This is a genomic window from Neobacillus sp. FW104-15D2, from assembly GCF_058790155.1.
On record NZ_JBYTCJ010000012.1, the window covers coordinates 59352 to 77474 of the forward strand.

Genomic DNA, 18123 nt, shown 5'->3' on the forward strand with positions numbered 1-18123 from the left:
TGCCAACATATTACCATATATTTCTTATTCCACATTAAATTTATTACGGTAATGTGCAAGAGCAAGTAATGGAAAAATATATCTGTAGCTGTGATAGTGGATATACAGTCCGCCAGCCATTCCCTGACCCTTAGGATAATCGGTAGTCCAGTCCTTTTTATTTAAATTAACTATCAGGAACTCCACTGCTTTCTTCATTTTGGCTGAGGGCCTATCGGCAACTGATATGAGTGCATCCAATGCCCACGCTGTATGGGTTAACGTACTGGTTCCAAGTGGGACATAGGTCTTAGCGATATCACTTCGGCAGGATTCCCCCCATCCGCCGTCCTCATTTTGGATGGCGTGCAGCCATGCTGTCGCTTTTTTTATCGATAGATGGCTGGAATCTGCTCCTGTCGCTTTCAGACCTGTCAGCGCACCCCAGGTGCCATAAATATAACAAATTCCCCATCTGCCATACCAGGAGCCGTTTTTTTCCTGTTGCTTGAATATCCATTGCATTCCCGACCAAACAGATGAAGAGTTTTTAGATAGATTCGTATAGGATCCAAGAAATTGTAGTGTCCTGCCCGTCAAATCTACAGAGCTTGGATCGGCCAGTAAATACTCTCCCTTTTCTATTGGAAGAAGCTGCAAAAGCTTGCTATTTGTATTTTTTTCAAAAGCCGGCCAGCCACCATCATTGTTTTGCATGGAAAAAAGCCAATGTATTCCCCTTTCCCAGGCCTGAAGATAGCGTGTACTATTTGGCACTCTTACTGCAATAGATCGAAGGCTTGCCGTAGTGTCATCTACATCAGGATTAATGGTATTTACATCAGAGAATCCCCATCCGCCGGGCAAGGTGTTTGGATTATGGACAGCCCAGTCTCCATATTTAAATTGCTGCCGTTTGAGTAAATATTGATTAGCTTTTTTAATCATAGAATCGGAAGAAGAGACCCCAGCCTCCTGTAAGGCCGTCCCGATTAAGGATGTATTCCAGACATTTGCTGTGGTATATTGCATATGAGCAAAACCATTGATTTCACATTTCATTAACATTAGTCCTCTGACAGCACGAAGGATGAGCGGATCACTTTTTTGATGCCCAAGAGATAAGAGTGCAAAAATCATGAGAAACGTGCAGCTAAAATAGCTATAAAAAGTGCCATCTGGTTCAATTCTTTCAAGCATGTATTGTTTTGCCCTCTCAACAGCCTTCTTATGGAGGTTTTCAGGCATTCCTGCAAGACTCTTTATTCCCTGTTCCAATATGGAAAAAAGTGAGCGCCATTCCTCCATGCGAAAAGAAAATCTTTGCTGAGCATTATTATCTATAAACAAATCACTTAGATCAGGGCTTTTTGCTGTTTTTATTCGAAACCTTCGTTCGGCCAATATCATAATGGGAGTCAGATTGGCTCTGCCAAATACCGAAAAACTATAAAAATTAACCGGGAACGAAATTGGCAGCAGGATAATCTCAATTGGAATAGGAAATAACGCTGGCCATTTCATTTGTCCTGTTAAAGTCAGAAGAACTTGTGTAAACATCCCTGTTTTTTCTAAGCCGCCTTTTGATAAAATGAAATTTTTAGCGGCCATTAGCCTGGTATCGCTTTTTTTATAAAGACCGGCATACAAAAGTGCATAGTAAGCTTCAAGGGTAGCCGAAACATTTCCATCTTCTTCATCATGAAAAAGCTTCCATGCCCCGTTTTCTTCCTGTTTGCTTAATAGCCTTTCACTAAGTTCCTGAATGAGGACTTCATCATTTATTTCTAAAGTACGCAATAAGATAATCATATAGGCATCCGTAGCAATCCCTGTTTCAAAGGGATAGCTCCATGATCCATCGGGAGACTGATCCTTGCGTAATTTTTCAATCAGAATGTCAATACTGTTTGCTATTTGACTTCCCAATGCACTCTCTCCCTTGAAAAAGTCTTTATAAATACTTATTCAGGAGGATTAAAGAGAATACATAAATGAAGAATCTTATAAAAGACAGCTATACGGGGAAGCTACTACTGGAGGTGCAGCAGAAATGGAACTAAACCGCGTCAAAGAAATTATCAATTCAATTGATGAAATCAATGTGCACTATCACGGCATTCCTGTGTGGATCGAAAACATTGATGGTACCTCGAGTATGGCAATGGTTTCTGAGCGGGGAAGCCACGATGAACGGCGTATGGTTTCTATTGATGAGCTTCAGGAGAAGCAGTAAAAAGAGCTAAAGGACCACTGTTGGTCCTTTCAGACTGTAGACAAATTCGATGAAAATCTCGCTTGCCTACAGTCTTTTTATTATTGCAGAAGGGCCTGTTGATTTCCGTTCCAGACACTCGCTTTCCTTTAAAAATCGCAAATGAAAGTAGCATAGAAAAATCCCGGACAATTAGGTCCGGGATTTTCGATGTTTTATTTTACAGGCTGAAGGAGATTGGTTGGTAAATATCCTTCTTCACCTGATTCTTTCACTTTTACTTTGGTACGGCGAATGTCTCTTTCAAGAACCTCTACTTCACTATCCTTTTTTATTTCCTTTACTTTACTTTCTTTTTCGATATTTTTTATGCCATCGAAATCGTTTACTTTAATCAGCTGATATAATTCATCATATGCCTCTGGAGTTTGAGCCAGATAAGCATCCTTCTCGATTTTTGCCTTATCGCCTTTTTGAAGAGTGTTATCCTTAACCTCTTTTTCCCCTTTTTTATAAGTATCCTTCATGTTTTGAACTATTCCAGGAGTTTCTTTCTTTACTTCTGCGGCGGCTTCTTTAGATTTTTCCTTTATCTTGCTCGCAGCTTCTTTTGTTTGCTGTTCTGTTTTTTTCATGCCCTCTTCCGTTTTACTGGACGCTTCTTCATTGCTGCAACCTGTAAAAATCATCAAGCTTAAGGCTAGGGGCACAGATAGTAATTTTATTTTATTAGCCATCGGGTCATCCTCCTTTTAATATACGATACCCGCGCTATCCTATATAAAACTTATAAGTATTTTTTAGCTAAAAAATCTTTCATTTTGGACATAACAAAAACCACCATTCTGTTTCAACAGTGGTTTTAAATTTATATCCAATAGTATCGGCTCCACCTACGCCCAATACCGTGATAGCCACACATGCTATCCCCGCTGAAGTATATTACCATGGTTGTTATATATTATATGTACCCGGTTTAGAGAGGGTTAAACATCCTAAGTATCCATGTTTCTATTGAGTACTTTTACATATACTTTGAAGTATTTCTCTTCATAATAAAACACTTTATCTACAATCTTTACATACAGAATGATTTCTCCTCACACTTTTGGGGCTTCTCTTCATATATTTTTTCTCTACGCAGCGTTTTGTCTGCAAAACAGGTTTTTTTCACTACATACTGGAAGTTTTCGATACAAATTTTGGATTTGATGCTTGAATTTAACCCAAGTAAAAAGCTTGCAGAAATACTCCTTTCGGACAATTTCTGCAAGCTTATTTATACCCCTCGCTTATTGCCCCATACAAACGTATGCAGCTGGGGAAGAACCTTTACATCGTTGAGATTGGTGTCTTCACAAACTTTATTGATTAGCCAGTCATATTTACCGAGCAAATTTTGAAAAAGAAGATTGTTATCAGCTGTTATGATATCATCATTTCCGACCTGAAGATAAAATGGAACCCCTGGGTACCTTTTATATAGTTTTTTCGCATAATCAAAGTCAGCGTCATCAAAAATGACCACTTTTAAACTAAAGTTTCGGTCTGATTCTCTCAGCTTGAAAACTATAGTATCTAAAATTTCATAATTAGTGACCATTTTAGAGCTCGGGGGTTTTGGAGAAAGCGTCAGTTCATCAATATCCAAAAACCAATCCTGCCAGCGGCTTCCCTGTGTTTCAAGGCAAGTCTTAATATCATTTTCCTTTAGGATAGCAATTAAACTGTCCAGATTTTTTAAAAGAGCTGGATTGCCCCCGGAAATCGTTACATAGGAAAAGCGATCTCCGCCAATAGCTTTTAAATCTTCCCAAATTTCCCTTGCTTCCATTTGCCTAATTAATTCTTTCCCTGTACCATCCCAGGTAAAAGAAGAATCACACCAGGCACAGGAGTAATCACAGCCAGCAGTACGGACAAACATAGTCTTTTGGCCGATTACCATGCCCTCCCCCTGTATGGTTGGCCCAAAAATTTCCATTACGGGGATTTTACTCAACTTCCATCCACTCCCGTCTTGCCTCAGCATAGCTTGTTGGTGTTTCAAACAGGCGGACAAATTCCACGCGTGCGCCGTCATATTGTTCTTCTCTATTTTTTATTGCATCTGCCATCTTTTCATAAATCCACACAACCATATTTTCAGCCGTTGTATTCATTGGGGGCAGCGTTTCATTTAAATATTTATGATCAAGGAAAATCTCAATCTCGGATTTCCAAATTTCTTTAATCTCGCCAAAATCAATCATTAGGCCGCGTTCGTCCACAAAACCGCTTAAACCAAAGATAACCTTATAAGTGTGGCCGTGGAGGTTTTTACATTTCCCTTCATATGCATGTAAATGATGGGCAGAATCAAAAGTAAATTCCTTACTGACAAGCACCCTTTTATAATGATATTTTAATTGGCTGCGCTGGATGTCTTCATCTATTTTTTGCAGTTTATCAACAATACGGAAACCATACATGCCTACAGCCCCTTCCGCTCTTCCAGATAATCATCCAAACCTTTTTTCCTCAGTTTGCAGGCCGGACATTCGCCGCATCCGTCGGCCACAATTCCGTTATAGCAGGTAAGTGTTTTTTCCCGAACAAAATCAAAGGCGCCAAGCCTGTCAGCAAGCTTCCACGTTTCAGCCTTATTGAGCCACATTAAAGGTGTGTGGATTATAAACTGTTCATCCATGGATAGGTTTAATGTTACATTCAGAGATTTAACAAATACGTCTCTGCAGTCGGGATAACCGCTGAAATCCGTTTCGCAAACTCCTGTAACAATATGCTTGGCGCCAATCTGGCTTGCCAGAACTCCGGCAAAAGACATAAACAGGAGATTGCGTCCAGGTACAAAGGTAGATGGAAGCTCTCCATTTTCCCCGTCCTTTACGGCTATATCATCTCGTGTAAGGGCATTAGGAGCCAGCTGATTTAATAGGCTCATATCAAGAATATGGTGTTCAATTCCGAGTACCTTTGTTATATTTTTTGCACATTCAATTTCGGTGATATGTCTTTGGTTATAATCAAAAGTAACAGCCACAACTTCAGAAAACTGCTGCTTTGCCCAAAAAAGGCAAGTCGTGCTGTCCTGGCCACCGCTGAATACGACAACTGCTTTTTCATCTTTTAACATATAGAATTCTCCTTTAATGAAAAAACAGCACTACTAAGAAAGCAGTACTGTTTTCCCTAGTTTTTTCGAGAGGGTAGCTAGAACCTCTTCCGTCCTTACGGATACTATTTTATTCACGAAATCTATTCTACCATAATATTAATCTTTATAGGGAAACTTTTTCACCATACATAGCAGCTGTTTAAGTGAGACAGAGAATTATATGAACGATGAAACACGGTTATTCATTTAAGGCTATGAAGAACAAATTTTGATAAAGCAGCAGAAAGAGCTTCTTCACAAAGTATACTGCAGATTCCAGTTAGGCTGTGTTCGGTTACGGCGGAATTGTTAGCGATTTTGGCGGAATCGTTCTTCCTGGGCGACGACGGCACTAACTCTTCCTGTGTGTCAAAGGACCTGACGATGAAGTTGTTCTTTTTCTTCAAAGTCAGGTCAGAAGCGACCTCGAGGGGCTAGGGCTGAAGTTGGACTGACTTGCGGATTCTCGAGGAAAGCGGGTTTGTTTTTACCTTTTAAACAACAAACTTTACAAAAAGAACTTAGAAAAACTTGGCATTCGCCAAGTCCTTTTTGGCGGATGCCTTAGTTTTGCTTATGCGTTCAGAATTTATGGATATAAATTCTGATTAGCTAAGAAAAAGAGCTGCTTCCACAGCTCTTTCTAAAATTATTTAAACCAGCCTTTTTCTTTTGAATGGGTTATGGCTTCTATTCGGTTTGTGACCTGGAGTTTGTCCAAAATTGTGGAGATGTAGTTTCGAACTGTTCCAGTTGTAAGACTTAGCTTAGAAGCTATTTCTTTAGTATTTCGTCCGTCTGCGACCAGTTCAAGAACTTCCATTTCACGTTCAGTCAGAGGGTTTTCTTCACTGTACAAATCATCCATTAACTCCGGTGCATAAATTCTCTTTCCAGCCATAACATTACGGATTGAGTTTGCCAATTCCTCACTTGGACTGTCTTTCAATAAGTAGCCGCGCACTCCTGCCTTAACTGCTCTCTGGAAATATCCTGATCTTGCAAAAGTAGTTAATATGATCACCTTGCAGTTTGTTACCTTCAATTCTTCTGCTGCTTCCAGGCCATTTTTTCCAGGCATTTCAATATCCATGATACATACATCAGGCTTTAGCTCCTGGACAAGTCTGATTGCTTCTCCGCCATCGCTTGCCTGGCCAACAACCTTCATATCATCTTCCAAATTGAGCAGGGAACCCAAGGCCCCAAGAAGCATCCTCTGATCTTCTGCAATGACGATGCGAATCATACACTTTCCTCTCCTTTGAAAAGCCTGACCATGTTTGGAACTTTTATAAAAAGAGTTGTTCCTTGATCTACATTAATACCCAAGCTTCCGTTTACAAACTCCAATCGTTCCCGCATACCCGCCAATCCGCTGCCTTTATTAAAGTTAATTCCATTTCCCGATTGGCCGTTATCATGAACACTCATAACTGTTTTGCTGTCTGTTTGTTCAAAGGTTACAGTACAAACAGTAGCCCCACTATGCTTCACCACGTTGGTAACAGCTTCTTTTAAACACATACTTAGAATATTTTCAGTCAGCAGTGACACATTAGACAAAGAAAATTCTTCATCTATTACAAACTCAATTTGTGCTGCTTTAAGAATTTGTTTTACCAGTTCTATTTCATCATTGAGCCGAATACCCCTCATTTCAGAAACCATTTTTCGAACTTCATTTAGAGCAGTTCTGGCGGTTTGCTGGACGTCTGCCAATTCCTCACGTGCTTTTTCAGGGTCTTTATAAACCAGCCTTCGGGCAAGATCGCTTTTCAAGCCAATTAATGAGAGCTTTTGACCCAGCGTATCGTGAAGATCCCGTGCAATACGCTGCCTTTCTTCCTGTTTTACCAATTCGGAAATTCTTTTATTCGCATCCTCCAGCTTCTCCTCAAGCTTTCCTCTTTCCTTGTGGTATCTCAAAGTAAACGGGAGAAGAATGATACTTATCCAAACAATAATCACAAATGGAACCTGCTTGATAAAAAGCTCCTGTCTGAGGGCGAATTGAAAATTAATAACGGCTGACATACCTACCAGATGGATAATATACAGCGTTAGAAAAGGAATTTTACTTTTAATATTACCGATAAAATAAGCAAGAAAAAATGCAAAGTAGATGTAGCTGAACAAAGCAGTCAGTGTAATGCTTATTGCTATAAGCAGGATGGTCCACAAATAAACCGGCCAGCCCTTCGATATATAGGCAAAACGGTAGAAGACAAAGAATAAAAGTGTTAAGAATATCCCTATTACACTTTCCATAGTTGATGGCGACTGAAAAATAAAATAAAAAGGAAGAATCCCAAGGATTGTCCATATGTAAGGAGAAATTCCCGTACTTTTGAGTAACACCCAATATCGTTTAAACATAAATAATACCCCGTCCATTTTTTCTATCCTTATTTTACCACAAAAAAGGGACACAAACGCCTTATTAAACAGTATAAATAAATCAATTAAATTGAAAGACTCCCCTATTAAGGGGAGCCATATTTGTTTAAACTTCAGGTTTCACATTTACCGAAAGGCTTTTTTTAGCAGCCTTTTTTACATCGCGGAAGGTAATGAAATTTTTCTTTTTCTCATCCCAAAGGCGGAATTTTATTGAAGTAAGGCTTGTTGCCAATGTAATTGTTGGAACATTCTGCAGTGGAACTGTATTGTTATGTGCTTCTTCTAGCTTGTAATTAGGGACTCTTGGACTTAAGTGGTGAACATGGTGGTAACCGATATTCCCAGTTAGCCATTGCAATAATTTTGGCAGCTTATAATAAGAGCTTCCTTCGACAGCAGCTTTAACATATTCCCATTCACGGTCAGGCTCAAAATAACCATCTTCAAAAGTATGCTGTACATAAAACAACCAAATACCAGCAGAGCCAGATATCCAAAATATTGGAAGCTGAACAAGCACGAAATTTTGCCAGCCGATTGCCCATGAGAGAAGTGCAGCTGATCCAACAATAAGTACATTAGTAAGATACAGATTCATACGTTCCTTTTTCCTCGCCCCTTTACGGTTAAAGCGATTTTTCAAAAGAAAAACGTAAATGGGACCTATCCCAAACATAACGATTGGATTACGATAAAAGCGGTATGCCATTTTTAAAGTAAGTGGTGCAGCCAGATATTCTTCAACCGTCAAGGTCCAGATATCACCTGTTCCTCTCTTGTCCAAATTGCTGCTTGTTGCATGGTGGACAGAGTGTTCATGAGCCCACTGATCATAAGGGAAAAGAGTTAAAACCCCTGTTATCGTTCCCATTATCCGATTAGCGGTACGGTTTTTGAAAAATGAGTGATGGCAGCAGTCATGGAAAATAATGAAAATCCTTACTAGAAAACCCGATGCAACAATAGAAATGCCCAATGTTAACAAATAAGAAATGGAAAGGCTTTTATATGCCAAATACCATAGGGCTATAAATGGCGCCAACGTATTAAACAACTGAATGATGCTATCTCTTGTCAATGATTTTTCATAAGGGGCGACCTGTTTTTTTAAACTTTTCGTATTCTGTTCCAACATTTTTATATTATTCCCCTTTCGTTTCTTTCTTAACTTAAGTATAGGAAAAAGATTATATCCTTACTAGTAGCAGGTATCATATCCTGTATATGATAAATGTCATATGCAGTGCCCTACAAATCATTTTTTAAATTCCTTTTAAAATTTCCCATTTTTCCTTGCTAATAAACTTACTATTTTTTCCTAAAATCATTTCCTTTGTTGCCGTTTATTTTAAAACACAGGCTGAAATGGAATAAAATCCGTGAAGTTGAAAAGAGAAATAGGAGGAATACCGCTACTTCCCGCTGTTTTACCTATCTCGTCAGAAATTTTATTTGGTATTGGAATTGCTGCCTTCATGGATAAAAATATTTTTCACCAGCTGCTACATTGGCATCATTTTAACGATAAATCGATTACCGCTGTCGGATTTGTATCTGTCAGCCTATTTCATGCATTTAGCCAGTTTGAAACCATTGCAGCGCTGATATTCTTTCTAAATGTATATACCATTCGCCAAAGGGAATTGGCCTAAATAAAGCGAATTGAGGTGCAATGCTTATGTATTATGGAGGGATGCGGTGGAACTTATCTTTATATTTTTTATGTTTTCAATGGTTTAAGGCGGAAAAACACCCACGTGAAGCTTATTTTTTTTTAAATAACAAAAGGCACTGACTTGCTATCCATTGCCATTAGGCTGTCCTTTTCACGAGGGACAGCCTTTTCTCTGTTTATAAAAAATTGTATTTTGCAAAAATATTCCTCCTTTATTTGGCTGTCATGATAAAATAAGTTTAGTTTTTCTCAATAAAGGAGGGTTGTTATGAGTTCACATGGAGCTGTTATGCCTTTTCCGCGCTCGAAAGGCATCATTCTTGTTTTAATTGCTGCAATCTTTTGGGGAATTTCAGGTACTTTTGCTCAGTATCTTTTACAGGTAAAAGCCTTTACTGCCAGCTGGCTTGTAGTAAACCGCTTGCTGTTATCAGGTTTAATTCTTCTCTTTTATTCCCATGCAGTAAAAAAACAAAATATCTTCACCATTTGGAAATCCCGTAAGGATAGAGTGAAACTTCTGGTATTTGGTATTTTGGGGATGCTTGGAGTCCAATATACGTATTTTTTGGCTATTCAGCATGGCAATGCGGCAACTGCTACCGTTCTCCAGTATTTAGCACCTGTTCTTATTGCATGCTATGTATTTGTAAAATTAAACAAACTGCCAGCTAAATATGAATTAGCTGCTATTATCCTGGCTCTAGTGGGAACTTTCCTGCTTGTAACAAACGGAAATGTTCACAGCATGTCCATATCGGGAAACGCGTTTTTCTGGGGAATTCTTTCAGCATTTGCCCTCGCATTCTATACACTTTTTCCAGGAGAGCTTCTTAATAAATGGGGATCTTACATAATTGTAGGGTGGGGAATGTTTATTGGAGGAATTTGTTTTTCCTTTATCAGTCCTCCGTGGGTTTTTAAGGGAAGTTGGTCGTTTTCTTCCTTTATGGCTGTGGTAGCCGTAATAATGCTCGGAACCGTTATAGCCTTTTTTTGTTATATGGAAAGCCTTAAATATTTAAGTGCTTCTGAAACTAGCCTCCTTGCCTGTGCGGAACCACTTTCAGCTGCATTTCTTTCAGTTGCCTGGCTGCATGTTCCTTTCGGTACTGCAGAGTGGATTGGAACTTTCTGTATAATCGCCACCATCGTTATTTTTTCAACAGTAAAAAAACAAAAAACATAATCAAGCCGCCAAAACTATCTGGCGGCTTTTATTGCTTATCGATAAATGACGAACAGGACAAGGAGAGTTTGGTCAGCTTTGCCTCTCTAAAAGAAAAATCATAGCTCTAATGAGGATGTACCGTTGAGCGTGATAAGCGCAACTATGGTTCTTTTCTAACCTAAAAGCTCTGCATTCACCGGGTTTTCTTTACCATCCACCTAATGAATAATGCCCGGGGCCAATTAAGGCCATGGCTACCGCAACAACGATTAAAAAGAGATTGTATTCAAATCCTCCCGCTGTAACGGAAAATCCTTTCGGGCCGTGCACCTTAACAATAGAACCAATCATGACAATGACAATAAGCAATGCTCCAAGCGGCAGATATATTCCTAAGACGAATAAAATTCCTGACAATAACTCTGCTATACCGCTGAAGGCAGCAATTGCTTTTCCAGGCTTTATCCCTATGGATTCAAACCAGCCTCCTGTGCCCTGAATTCCGTGTCCTCCAAACCAGCCAAATAGTTTCTGTGAGCCATAATAGACAAATACAAATCCAACCATCAGTCGTATAAGAAGTAAACCTAAATCTTCCATTCCATCAGCCTCCAAAATAATGTTGAACTATTTTTGTAATTCCCTAAAAAAAGATATTAATACATTTTCTGGGGTAACTTCAGAATAATAACCTGTTTGAAAGCAGATATAGAAAAAGGCCGCCCTCAGGCAGACCGATAAATTCGCATATGTTATGCTTTTATATTTAAATCCTTACGGGTAACCGGCTGATATTCCGGGAATTTTTTTACGGAAATGGAACCGTCTCTTTCAAGGTAAACTTTATCCACTTCGTTTATGGAAAATATACTTTGCTTTCTAAGAGATTCCTTTAACTGCTGAAGGTCCACTTCGGTCTTTTGCATTGCATGATGATCAATAATTCCATTATCTATTAACATTACCTTATTACCGGTTAAAAATATTTCTGTCCTATCTGAACGATACATGAGTTTATCAAGGATAATTTTCAGAGCAACCCATAAAAGAAGTGTTGCAAGGATATAGTACCATTTTACCTTGCTATCATAGAGACCGTTTCCAACCATCTCTGAAAGCATAATGGTCCATATAAAATCTATTGTAGTAAGATTTCCTAGGCTCTTTGTCCCTGCAATTTTTAAACAAAAAAGAAGTGCTATAAAACCTATTATGACTTTCGAAAGGACAACCACTAGTTCCATTTCTCTCACCTGCTTTCAAGTATTTAAATACCTGAAAATTCTCCTTAAATAATTTTTACCCCGGAGATTTTGACGATAAACAAAGCTGCCAGGTTATTATTAATGGAGAAAAGGATAAAAGCCTACAGTTTTTCCTTTATTTTCAAATATATCTTTAGCAGTCTATTAAACAGTTTCTCTTTTTCGGTTACTGCTATTTAAGTTTTGTTCCCATTCTTCCCTTAACAATCCCATTCTGATGGAGTCATAGTAATTTCCATTATAGAAACGAACCTTTCGAATCCTTGCCTCCAGAGTCATCCCCATTTTTTCCCCAAGGTTCATCATTCTCTTATTTCCTGACCATGTTGTAAATCCAACCCTAACCAAAGGCATAGTGCCGAATAAATGAGCTATCCACATTTTAAATGCTCTGGTTCCATATCCGCCATTCCAGAATTCAGATTTATAAATGACAATCCCCATTTCAAGCCATTTTGAAGGCTTATGTTCCCAGTAATAATTAACCGTTCCGATAATATTCCCTTCAACGACAATTACCCAGCGGTGATCCTGGTTTATCCAATAATTCTTCTCATGAATAAATTGCTCATATGTTAAGGCCTTGTGTTCATAGTAAGGAGCGTCCCATTTTTTCCATTCTGGAGATGATTCTTTAAAAGCAAGCTCCCAGATAGCTCGCAGATCTTCCTCTATGATTGGCCTGATGGTCAGTTCATTATCTTTATATTTCATGTTATAACCCCTTAGTTTCTGTTTTTCAGCAAATATCAATACATTTCCTTATTTTTTGAGCCCTATAACTTGATTATTCTTTATAAGGCTTTGCAACACTTCCCTATTGATTTCCGATCCCGGGGGCCGCTTTCGGTGGGAAGTTTTGTAGCCTCATCGGCTTGGGCCCTGCCAGCCCGTTTTTCCGGAAGAGTGTCGCGTAATTTAGCTTATTAACGATAGTGATACAATCAACATTAAATTTAATAGCTTTATATAAATGGGAAATGTCGATATTGATTGCTTAAACCGATTAATAAAAAGTGGCCCCGGTGGAAACCAGGACCAAAATCTCTTATAAGAACTTTGTCATAAAAATATCATCTGCATATTGGTTTTCACCCAGCTTGGCATGGCGTCCCTCCTCTACAAACCCCATTTTCTTATATAAGTGTATGGCACGAGGGTTGTTGGAAAATACCTCAAGGGAGATCTTCTCGTATTTTTCTTGCTTTTTAGCCCATTCCAATAATGTCGTGATTAGCTTCCTTCCAATTCCCTTATTCGTATAGGCCTCTTGTATACTCATTCCAAACATTCCCTGATGGCTGAACTTTTTTCGGGGAGAAGGACTAAAATTGAGCATGCCAAAAATCACGCCGTCTGTTTCCGCCACAATCAGCAAGCCATCTTTTTCCTGCTTCATTATCCACTCTCTTTCCAGTTCGACGGTTGTTGTTATCTCCTCTAGACTAGTGGCAAAAAATTGAGGATTTTCTCCCAAAACCTTTTTGGTGTGCGAAATAAGTTGTTCTGCATCTTTTACTGTGCCATTCCGGATGATTGCCTCCATATAAGCCCCTCTTCCCTAACATCTAAATATTTACTTAAGAATTACGTGCGGCAAGTAAATTCTCCTTCTTTTTAGATAAGTTTTATCCGCCAGCTAATTAAGTATCTGTAAAAAACAGGAAAAATTAAAGTATCTTATTCTTGAAAAATATGTTATCCTTAATTGATTGACAAAAAGAAATGTTATATAGGGTCGTTATAGACTTTTCTGAGTCGACTCCCCCTATAATGGGAAGGAGAGTAATGAATTATGTCGACCGACCACACGAGAAGCATGTTAGAAACGATGAAGTTTTATCATCAATCCCAAATAGTTCAGACCTATTCACAGGACCAAACTCAAATTCTTTCCGTCCGTTATATCCCAGAAACCAATAGTTTTGAGGTTACTTTTTTTAAGATAAATGTCACCCAAACATATCCAGATATTATATCCACGATGAAGGCAATAGATAGTGCCATGAGAAATGAGTATCCTCTAATATAAGTAGAGGGTATTTTTTTTGTTATTTTGTTAAATTAGGGTTGAATAAAATTGGATCGCATTGCGTTGACGGTACATTTCACTAAAATATTAATCTGTACAACAGAAGAAGATTTAATCCTACAACCAGAATGGCAATCATCCAGGCTAGGATTTTTGTTATAGTTTGATTGACTAGTTCGCCCATTAATTCTTTTTTGCTGGTGAAAATAATTAAAGGTACAATTGCAAAGGCAATTCCGAAGGATAAAACTACCTGACTCATAACAAGGGCGTCTGATGCATTTACACCAAAGCCTATAATACATAACGGCGGAATCATGGTGATTACCCGGCGCAGATATATAGGAATACTTTTTTGAACAAAACCCTTCATAACTACATCACCAGACAAGGTACCTACCGAAGAACTGGACAAACCCGCAATCAAAAGTCCAGCCCCAAAGAAAATGGCTGAATTTGGACCGATTAGTTTATAAAATTGATGATAGGCGACTTGCAAATCATCCACATGTAGCCCTTTGCTGTGAAACAGTGCCGCAGCAACAACCAGCATACACATATTGATAATGCCAGCAATCAGCATGGCTATTAATATATCAAGAAACTCATATTTAAAAATTTGTTTTAATTCTTTTTGGGTATCTCCCACAATCCGTGATTGTGTTAGGGAGGAATGAAGAAAAATGGCGTGAGGCATAACTGTTGCGCCAATAATACCTGCTGCAAGCAAAATGCTATCTAATCCGTCGAGGCTCGGCTTAAATAATCCTTTTACTACCTGATTTGGATCAGGCTGAGTAAAGAAAATTTGGACGGCAAACGCTAAGACAACAAGACTTACAAGCGATGCAATAGCAATTTCAAGCCACCGAAATCCCCTTCGTTGCAGCTCCAGTATCCCAAATGAAACAATTGCTGTAACCATGGCAGCCCCGAAAAGAGGTATCCCGAAAATAAGATTAAGTCCCAATGCAGCCCCTATAAATTCTGCTAGGTCTGTCGCAACTATGACAATCTCACCCTGTATCCACAAAAAATAGTTAACTGGTTTCGCAAAGTGCTCTCTGGCGATTTCCGGTAGATTTTTCCCGGTAGCAATGCCTAATTTTGCTGACATCGATTGTATTAGTAAAGCCATTAGGTTTGAAAGTAAAATGACCCACAGCAGCATATAGCCATACTTAGAACCAGCAGTAATATTCGTTGCAAAGTTACCAGGATCGATATACGCAACCGAAGCAATAAAGGCTGGCCCCAGAAAAGGGAGGATTTTCTTCCACCCTGATTTTTCCTCATTTATTTCTTCGATGTGAATTGCTTTTTCTTCCACTAAACTCCCCCGCCCTGTTTTTGGATTCTCAATAGCTTAATCTTTCTTTACCCTAAAACAGTTAGGAGAAACAACCCAATAATCCTTTAATATTCCTACTCTCTTTTATTTTAATATCTTATATGGTCAGCAACAGCTGGAGTTTGATTTTTCCTTTCGTAATCTTGTAATACCGTTTTGGACAAGGAGAATGGAGGACTATTTAAAATCGTTGGATGACAAAGGAAAAAGAGGAGGCTCACACTCCTCTTTTGTCATTTGCGATTGAATTTTCCAAGCTGGTTTCCAGAGTTCAAATCTATGAATCCATTGATTCCTTAATAGATTTATTATTGTTAATCCTCAAGTGCTTTTTTAATAGATCCCTAAAATTCTTAGTATTCATTTATCTTGAGTCATCCAAGTTTCCATTTCGAATCTCTCGTAGGCATTGTAAACCAGTCTTGTTTATTACCCATTCCAGAGTTACTCCTGCCTTCATGTTTTTTATTCCCATGAAAAAACAGCCCAGAAAATAAAGAAGATTACTCCTCTGTTAAATCAGCTATTATAATTCTTGACCTCTTTTTGCGAATAAATCAAAAAGTTTACGACTACACGATAGAGGAAATAAGTATGAAAACAGTATTTATTTAGGAGGAGTGTTTATGCCTTACAAATCCACAGAGAATTTGCCTGAATCTGTCAGAGAACATTTGCCAGACCATGCGCAGGAAATTTTCAAGGAAGCTTTTAACGCAGCGACCGAAGAATATCATGATGAAGAAACTGCCTTTAAAGTGGCATGGAGCGCGGTTAAAAAGAAATATAAAAAAGGTGAAGATGGCGAATGGGCAGAGGCGGAATAACAGCTCCGCCCTTTTTTTATTTTAACAATTACAGATCATAACAACATTCCCATCTGGATCCTTTACATTAAACCAGGCAGTGTCCCCCACCCATTCTATCTCTCTGACAATCTCAATACTTCTTTCTTTAATATATTGATATGCCTGTTCAATATCAGGAGCAAAGAAATTAAAAATAGGACTATTGCTAATACTTTGTTTGAATTGTGGATCAAAGCTGTGATCATCGAGAGTTAAGGAAGTGGTGCCGGATACTGGGATATTGTATACCGGTGAATGCACTTCCTCTAAATCAATCTCCAATCCCAGTAAGTCGGTATACCATTTCACTGCTTCTTTTATGTTCGTCACATGTACAAATACACCATTCATTTGATTTTTAATAGGAATCATTTTGTACCTCCTTTTTTTATAAGTATATCGTTATTTAAAGGAGATTGTTTGGTAAATGAAAATCGGCTTCCTTTTGAAAAAGTTAAGAAAAAATTAAGTATTCCATGCTATAGTCTTCCTAATTAAATTGCAAGAATTCTTTTTAAGGAGGACTATGAATGCCTAATGGTAAAAGTTTTAAGAAACTAGCAGCAGTATCTGCGCTTGGACTGGGTCTCTCCGCTGCTATTCCATCCGCCTTTGCTGCAACGGATCTAACCGAGAGTGCTATCGTCAATAATCAAGATGAGGAGCAAGTAAATAATCTCCTATCCAAGTTAGAAATAGAAGGAACAAAAATCGAACAAAATTTTTCATCTGATGTATTTCAATATTCAGCTAGCGTAGGTAATGACGTTAAAGATATGACTCTTAATTTGGAAAGTCAGAATAGTGCTGCGGTTATCTCTGTTAACGATCACCCTTTGAAAAATGTTAATTCGGATACATATTCGCTAATGACTGGAGAAAACAAATTTTTAATAACAGTCAATGATGGCACTCATCCGCTAATTACATATTCCTTAACCGTGACAAGGAAGCAAAACAGGGACACTAGACTCAAATATATTACTCTATCAAGGGGGGAACTTTCTCCGAAATTCGATCCAGGAGTCACAGATTACAGTGTTAAGGTTACCAATGAAAACGAAGAATTGAATTTATCAGCTGAAACTGCTGAAAGTACTTCTTCAATCAAAGTAAACAACACATTAATCAAGGAAGCTGGCGTGACCATAAAGCTGCCAGTAGGAAAAACAGATATCACTCTTTTAGTTATGGCGGAAAATGGTGATGAAAAATCATATACTCTTCATGTAACCAGGGCAGCAAAGCCAGATGGTGACTCTCCAAACTTGCCAGGCAAGCAGGCTCAAAGTCCTCCAGCCAAAGGAACAAATAATACTGGAACTGGTAAAAAAGGGAACAGTGGTTCCGGCTTACCAGGTACTTCCCGGAGTGCTGGTGGTTCCGGTCTTCAGGGTTCCTATCCGAATAGTCAGGGTTCAAGCATACAGGGCTCTACTCAACAAACAGGGGCAGCAGTTGAAAAAGTAAGTACAGCTACTCTATCGTCACTAAATGTTTCTAATGGTATATGGAATACCCCTTTTTCAAGTGATGAATATACTTACCATATTTCAGTTCCAGAAGATGTCTCTTCGATTACTCTTGATCCTGCAGCTAAATATAGCAGTGCTTCTTTTTTAATTGAAGGAAAAACAGATAAAACCATTATGCTAACAGGTGCTAAGACTGTCATAAGTGTTGTGGTCACAAGAGGAGAAGACCGAAAAACCTACACACTTGTTTTTGATAGACCTGCAGCGGAAACTACAACTGTTACTAACACTACTACTGATATTGCTAATCAAACTGGAGCTGCAGTTTCAAGCACAGAAGCTGCAACTTCGAAGGTTTTATCCGCCAGTAATGTAACAGGGCGTGATAATAAACAACCTCTTTCCTTTTGGGGAAGAATAATAGATTTTTTTAAAAATCTTTTTTGATTTTTTATTTTTCGGGGGCTTGCATGAACTGTACCAGTTTCTTTTGAGTCAGAATTTATAACCATAAATTCAATCCTATTAGCGTTAATTACGGCTCTGCTGACA

20 protein-coding genes are annotated in these 18123 nt (G+C 38.5%); 6 read left to right on the forward strand and 14 right to left on the reverse strand.

The genetic code is table 11. From position 1 onward, the window contains the following. Window positions 1-24: 24 nt before the first annotated feature. Window positions 25-1908: a squalene--hopene cyclase gene (gene shc / locus AC3WR0_RS11540; RefSeq protein WP_492552456.1), complete on the reverse strand. Its 1884-nt coding sequence runs from the start codon at window positions 1906-1908 to the stop codon at window positions 25-27. Between the two features lie 124 nt (window positions 1909-2032). On the opposite strand from shc, the gene AC3WR0_RS11545 reads away from it, so the two are divergent. Further along, a complete protein-coding gene (locus tag AC3WR0_RS11545) occupies window positions 2033-2215 on the forward strand; it encodes an H-type small acid-soluble spore protein (RefSeq protein WP_492552457.1) in 183 nt (60 codons plus the stop codon). A 194-nt stretch (window positions 2216-2409) separates the two neighbouring features. Here AC3WR0_RS11545 and AC3WR0_RS11550 read toward each other — a convergent pair whose 3' ends face one another. The 7 genes from AC3WR0_RS11550 to desA all read right to left on the reverse strand — a co-directional run bounded on the left by AC3WR0_RS11550 (window position 2410) and on the right by desA (window position 8889). After that, window positions 2410-2931: an SH3 domain-containing protein gene (locus AC3WR0_RS11550; protein WP_492552458.1), complete on the reverse strand. Its 522-nt coding sequence runs from the start codon at window positions 2929-2931 to the stop codon at window positions 2410-2412. 542 nt (window positions 2932-3473) lie between these two features. Beyond that, the gene (queE, locus tag AC3WR0_RS11555; protein ID WP_492552459.1) at window positions 3474-4196 is read right to left on the reverse strand and encodes a 7-carboxy-7-deazaguanine synthase QueE; all 723 of its coding nucleotides are present in this window, start codon (window positions 4194-4196) and stop codon (window positions 3474-3476) included. After that, window positions 4189-4665 carry a 6-carboxytetrahydropterin synthase QueD gene (gene queD, locus AC3WR0_RS11560; protein WP_027321371.1) on the reverse strand — a complete coding sequence of 159 codons (477 nt, stop codon included), beginning with the start codon at window positions 4663-4665 and terminating at the stop codon, window positions 4189-4191. Before queD ends, queE begins: the two co-directional genes overlap by 8 nt. A 2-nt stretch (window positions 4666-4667) precedes the next feature. Beyond that, a complete protein-coding gene (gene queC, locus AC3WR0_RS11565) occupies window positions 4668-5330 on the reverse strand; it encodes a 7-cyano-7-deazaguanine synthase QueC (protein ID WP_492552460.1) in 663 nt (220 codons plus the stop codon). A gap of 670 nt (window positions 5331-6000) precedes the next feature. After that, window positions 6001-6600 (reverse strand): response regulator, encoded by a 600-nt coding sequence (locus tag AC3WR0_RS11570; protein WP_492552461.1) that lies wholly within the window; start codon window positions 6598-6600, stop codon window positions 6001-6003. Then, entirely contained in the window at window positions 6597-7730 is a 1134-nt protein-coding gene (locus AC3WR0_RS11575; RefSeq protein ID WP_492552462.1) for a sensor histidine kinase, read from the reverse strand. The genes AC3WR0_RS11570 and AC3WR0_RS11575 overlap by 4 nt, the downstream gene beginning before the upstream one ends. A 127-nt stretch (window positions 7731-7857) precedes the next feature. Beyond that, the gene (gene desA, locus AC3WR0_RS11580) at window positions 7858-8889 is read right to left on the reverse strand and encodes a Delta(5) desaturase DesA (protein ID WP_492552463.1); all 1032 of its coding nucleotides are present in this window, start codon (window positions 8887-8889) and stop codon (window positions 7858-7860) included. A gap of 244 nt (window positions 8890-9133) precedes the next feature. Here desA and AC3WR0_RS11585 point away from each other — a divergent pair, with 244 nt between their 5' ends. Both AC3WR0_RS11585 and AC3WR0_RS11590 read left to right on the forward strand, forming a co-directional pair. Then, window positions 9134-9406 (forward strand): DUF2243 domain-containing protein, encoded by a 273-nt coding sequence (locus AC3WR0_RS11585; RefSeq protein ID WP_492552464.1) that lies wholly within the window; start codon window positions 9134-9136, stop codon window positions 9404-9406. Between the two features lie 291 nt (window positions 9407-9697). After that, entirely contained in the window at window positions 9698-10618 is a 921-nt protein-coding gene (locus AC3WR0_RS11590; RefSeq protein WP_492552465.1) for a DMT family transporter, read from the forward strand. 189 nt (window positions 10619-10807) lie between these two features. Here the strand turns inward: AC3WR0_RS11590 and AC3WR0_RS11595 are convergent, their stop codons facing one another. From AC3WR0_RS11595 to AC3WR0_RS11610, 4 genes are all read right to left on the reverse strand, one after another. Beyond that, entirely contained in the window at window positions 10808-11200 is a 393-nt protein-coding gene (locus AC3WR0_RS11595) for a DoxX family protein (RefSeq protein WP_492552466.1), read from the reverse strand. A 152-nt stretch (window positions 11201-11352) separates the two neighbouring features. After that, window positions 11353-11844: a DUF421 domain-containing protein gene (locus AC3WR0_RS11600; RefSeq protein ID WP_492552467.1), complete on the reverse strand. Its 492-nt coding sequence runs from the start codon at window positions 11842-11844 to the stop codon at window positions 11353-11355. 165 nt (window positions 11845-12009) lie between these two features. Next, window positions 12010-12579: a GNAT family N-acetyltransferase gene (locus AC3WR0_RS11605; protein ID WP_492552468.1), complete on the reverse strand. Its 570-nt coding sequence runs from the start codon at window positions 12577-12579 to the stop codon at window positions 12010-12012. Between the two features lie 334 nt (window positions 12580-12913). Then, window positions 12914-13411, reverse strand: a complete 498-nt coding sequence (locus AC3WR0_RS11610) for a GNAT family N-acetyltransferase (RefSeq protein WP_492552469.1) — start codon at window positions 13409-13411, stop codon at window positions 12914-12916. Between the two features lie 249 nt (window positions 13412-13660). Between AC3WR0_RS11610 and AC3WR0_RS11615 the strand changes: the two genes are divergently transcribed. Beyond that, window positions 13661-13897 (forward strand): hypothetical protein, encoded by a 237-nt coding sequence (locus tag AC3WR0_RS11615; RefSeq protein WP_492552470.1) that lies wholly within the window; start codon window positions 13661-13663, stop codon window positions 13895-13897. 79 nt (window positions 13898-13976) lie between these two features. Here the strand turns inward: AC3WR0_RS11615 and AC3WR0_RS11620 are convergent, their stop codons facing one another. Further along, window positions 13977-15227: an Nramp family divalent metal transporter gene (locus AC3WR0_RS11620; RefSeq protein WP_492552471.1), complete on the reverse strand. Its 1251-nt coding sequence runs from the start codon at window positions 15225-15227 to the stop codon at window positions 13977-13979. Window positions 15228-15874: 647 nt separating this feature from the next. Between AC3WR0_RS11620 and AC3WR0_RS11625 the strand changes: the two genes are divergently transcribed. Next, window positions 15875-16075: a ChaB family protein gene (locus AC3WR0_RS11625; RefSeq protein ID WP_027321359.1), complete on the forward strand. Its 201-nt coding sequence runs from the start codon at window positions 15875-15877 to the stop codon at window positions 16073-16075. Between the two features lie 21 nt (window positions 16076-16096). Here AC3WR0_RS11625 and AC3WR0_RS11630 read toward each other — a convergent pair whose 3' ends face one another. Continuing rightward, window positions 16097-16468, reverse strand: a complete 372-nt coding sequence (locus AC3WR0_RS11630; RefSeq protein ID WP_492552472.1) for a VOC family protein — start codon at window positions 16466-16468, stop codon at window positions 16097-16099. A 158-nt stretch (window positions 16469-16626) separates the two neighbouring features. On the opposite strand from AC3WR0_RS11630, the gene AC3WR0_RS11635 reads away from it, so the two are divergent. Next, window positions 16627-18018, forward strand: coding sequence for a cadherin-like beta sandwich domain-containing protein (locus AC3WR0_RS11635; protein WP_492552473.1), 1392 nt, complete (start codon window positions 16627-16629; stop codon window positions 18016-18018). Window positions 18019-18123 lie beyond the last annotated feature (105 nt).

Coding starts and splice junctions, on each gene's coding strand:
- AC3WR0_RS11625 (WP_027321359.1), top strand. CDS start 15,875: ATGCCTTACAAATCCACAGAGAATTTGCCTGAATCTGTCAGAGAACAT.
- AC3WR0_RS11550 (WP_492552458.1), bottom strand. CDS start 2,931: ATGGCTAATAAAATAAAATTACTATCTGTGCCCCTAGCCTTAAGCTTG.
- AC3WR0_RS11610 (WP_492552469.1), bottom strand. CDS start 13,411: ATGGAGGCAATCATCCGGAATGGCACAGTAAAAGATGCAGAACAACTT.
- queC (WP_492552460.1), bottom strand. CDS start 5,330: ATGTTAAAAGATGAAAAAGCAGTTGTCGTATTCAGCGGTGGCCAGGAC.
- AC3WR0_RS11575 (WP_492552462.1), bottom strand. CDS start 7,730: ATGTTTAAACGATATTGGGTGTTACTCAAAAGTACGGGAATTTCTCCT.
- AC3WR0_RS11615 (WP_492552470.1), top strand. CDS start 13,661: ATGTCGACCGACCACACGAGAAGCATGTTAGAAACGATGAAGTTTTAT.
- AC3WR0_RS11600 (WP_492552467.1), bottom strand. CDS start 11,844: ATGGAACTAGTGGTTGTCCTTTCGAAAGTCATAATAGGTTTTATAGCA.
- AC3WR0_RS11635 (WP_492552473.1), top strand. CDS start 16,627: ATGCCTAATGGTAAAAGTTTTAAGAAACTAGCAGCAGTATCTGCGCTT.
- AC3WR0_RS11630 (WP_492552472.1), bottom strand. CDS start 16,468: ATGATTCCTATTAAAAATCAAATGAATGGTGTATTTGTACATGTGACG.
- desA (WP_492552463.1), bottom strand. CDS start 8,889: ATGTTGGAACAGAATACGAAAAGTTTAAAAAAACAGGTCGCCCCTTAT.
- queD (WP_027321371.1), bottom strand. CDS start 4,665: ATGTATGGTTTCCGTATTGTTGATAAACTGCAAAAAATAGATGAAGAC.
- AC3WR0_RS11595 (WP_492552466.1), bottom strand. CDS start 11,200: ATGGAAGATTTAGGTTTACTTCTTATACGACTGATGGTTGGATTTGTA.
- AC3WR0_RS11545 (WP_492552457.1), top strand. CDS start 2,033: ATGGAACTAAACCGCGTCAAAGAAATTATCAATTCAATTGATGAAATC.
- AC3WR0_RS11590 (WP_492552465.1), top strand. CDS start 9,698: ATGAGTTCACATGGAGCTGTTATGCCTTTTCCGCGCTCGAAAGGCATC.
- AC3WR0_RS11570 (WP_492552461.1), bottom strand. CDS start 6,600: ATGATTCGCATCGTCATTGCAGAAGATCAGAGGATGCTTCTTGGGGCC.
- AC3WR0_RS11605 (WP_492552468.1), bottom strand. CDS start 12,579: ATGAAATATAAAGATAATGAACTGACCATCAGGCCAATCATAGAGGAA.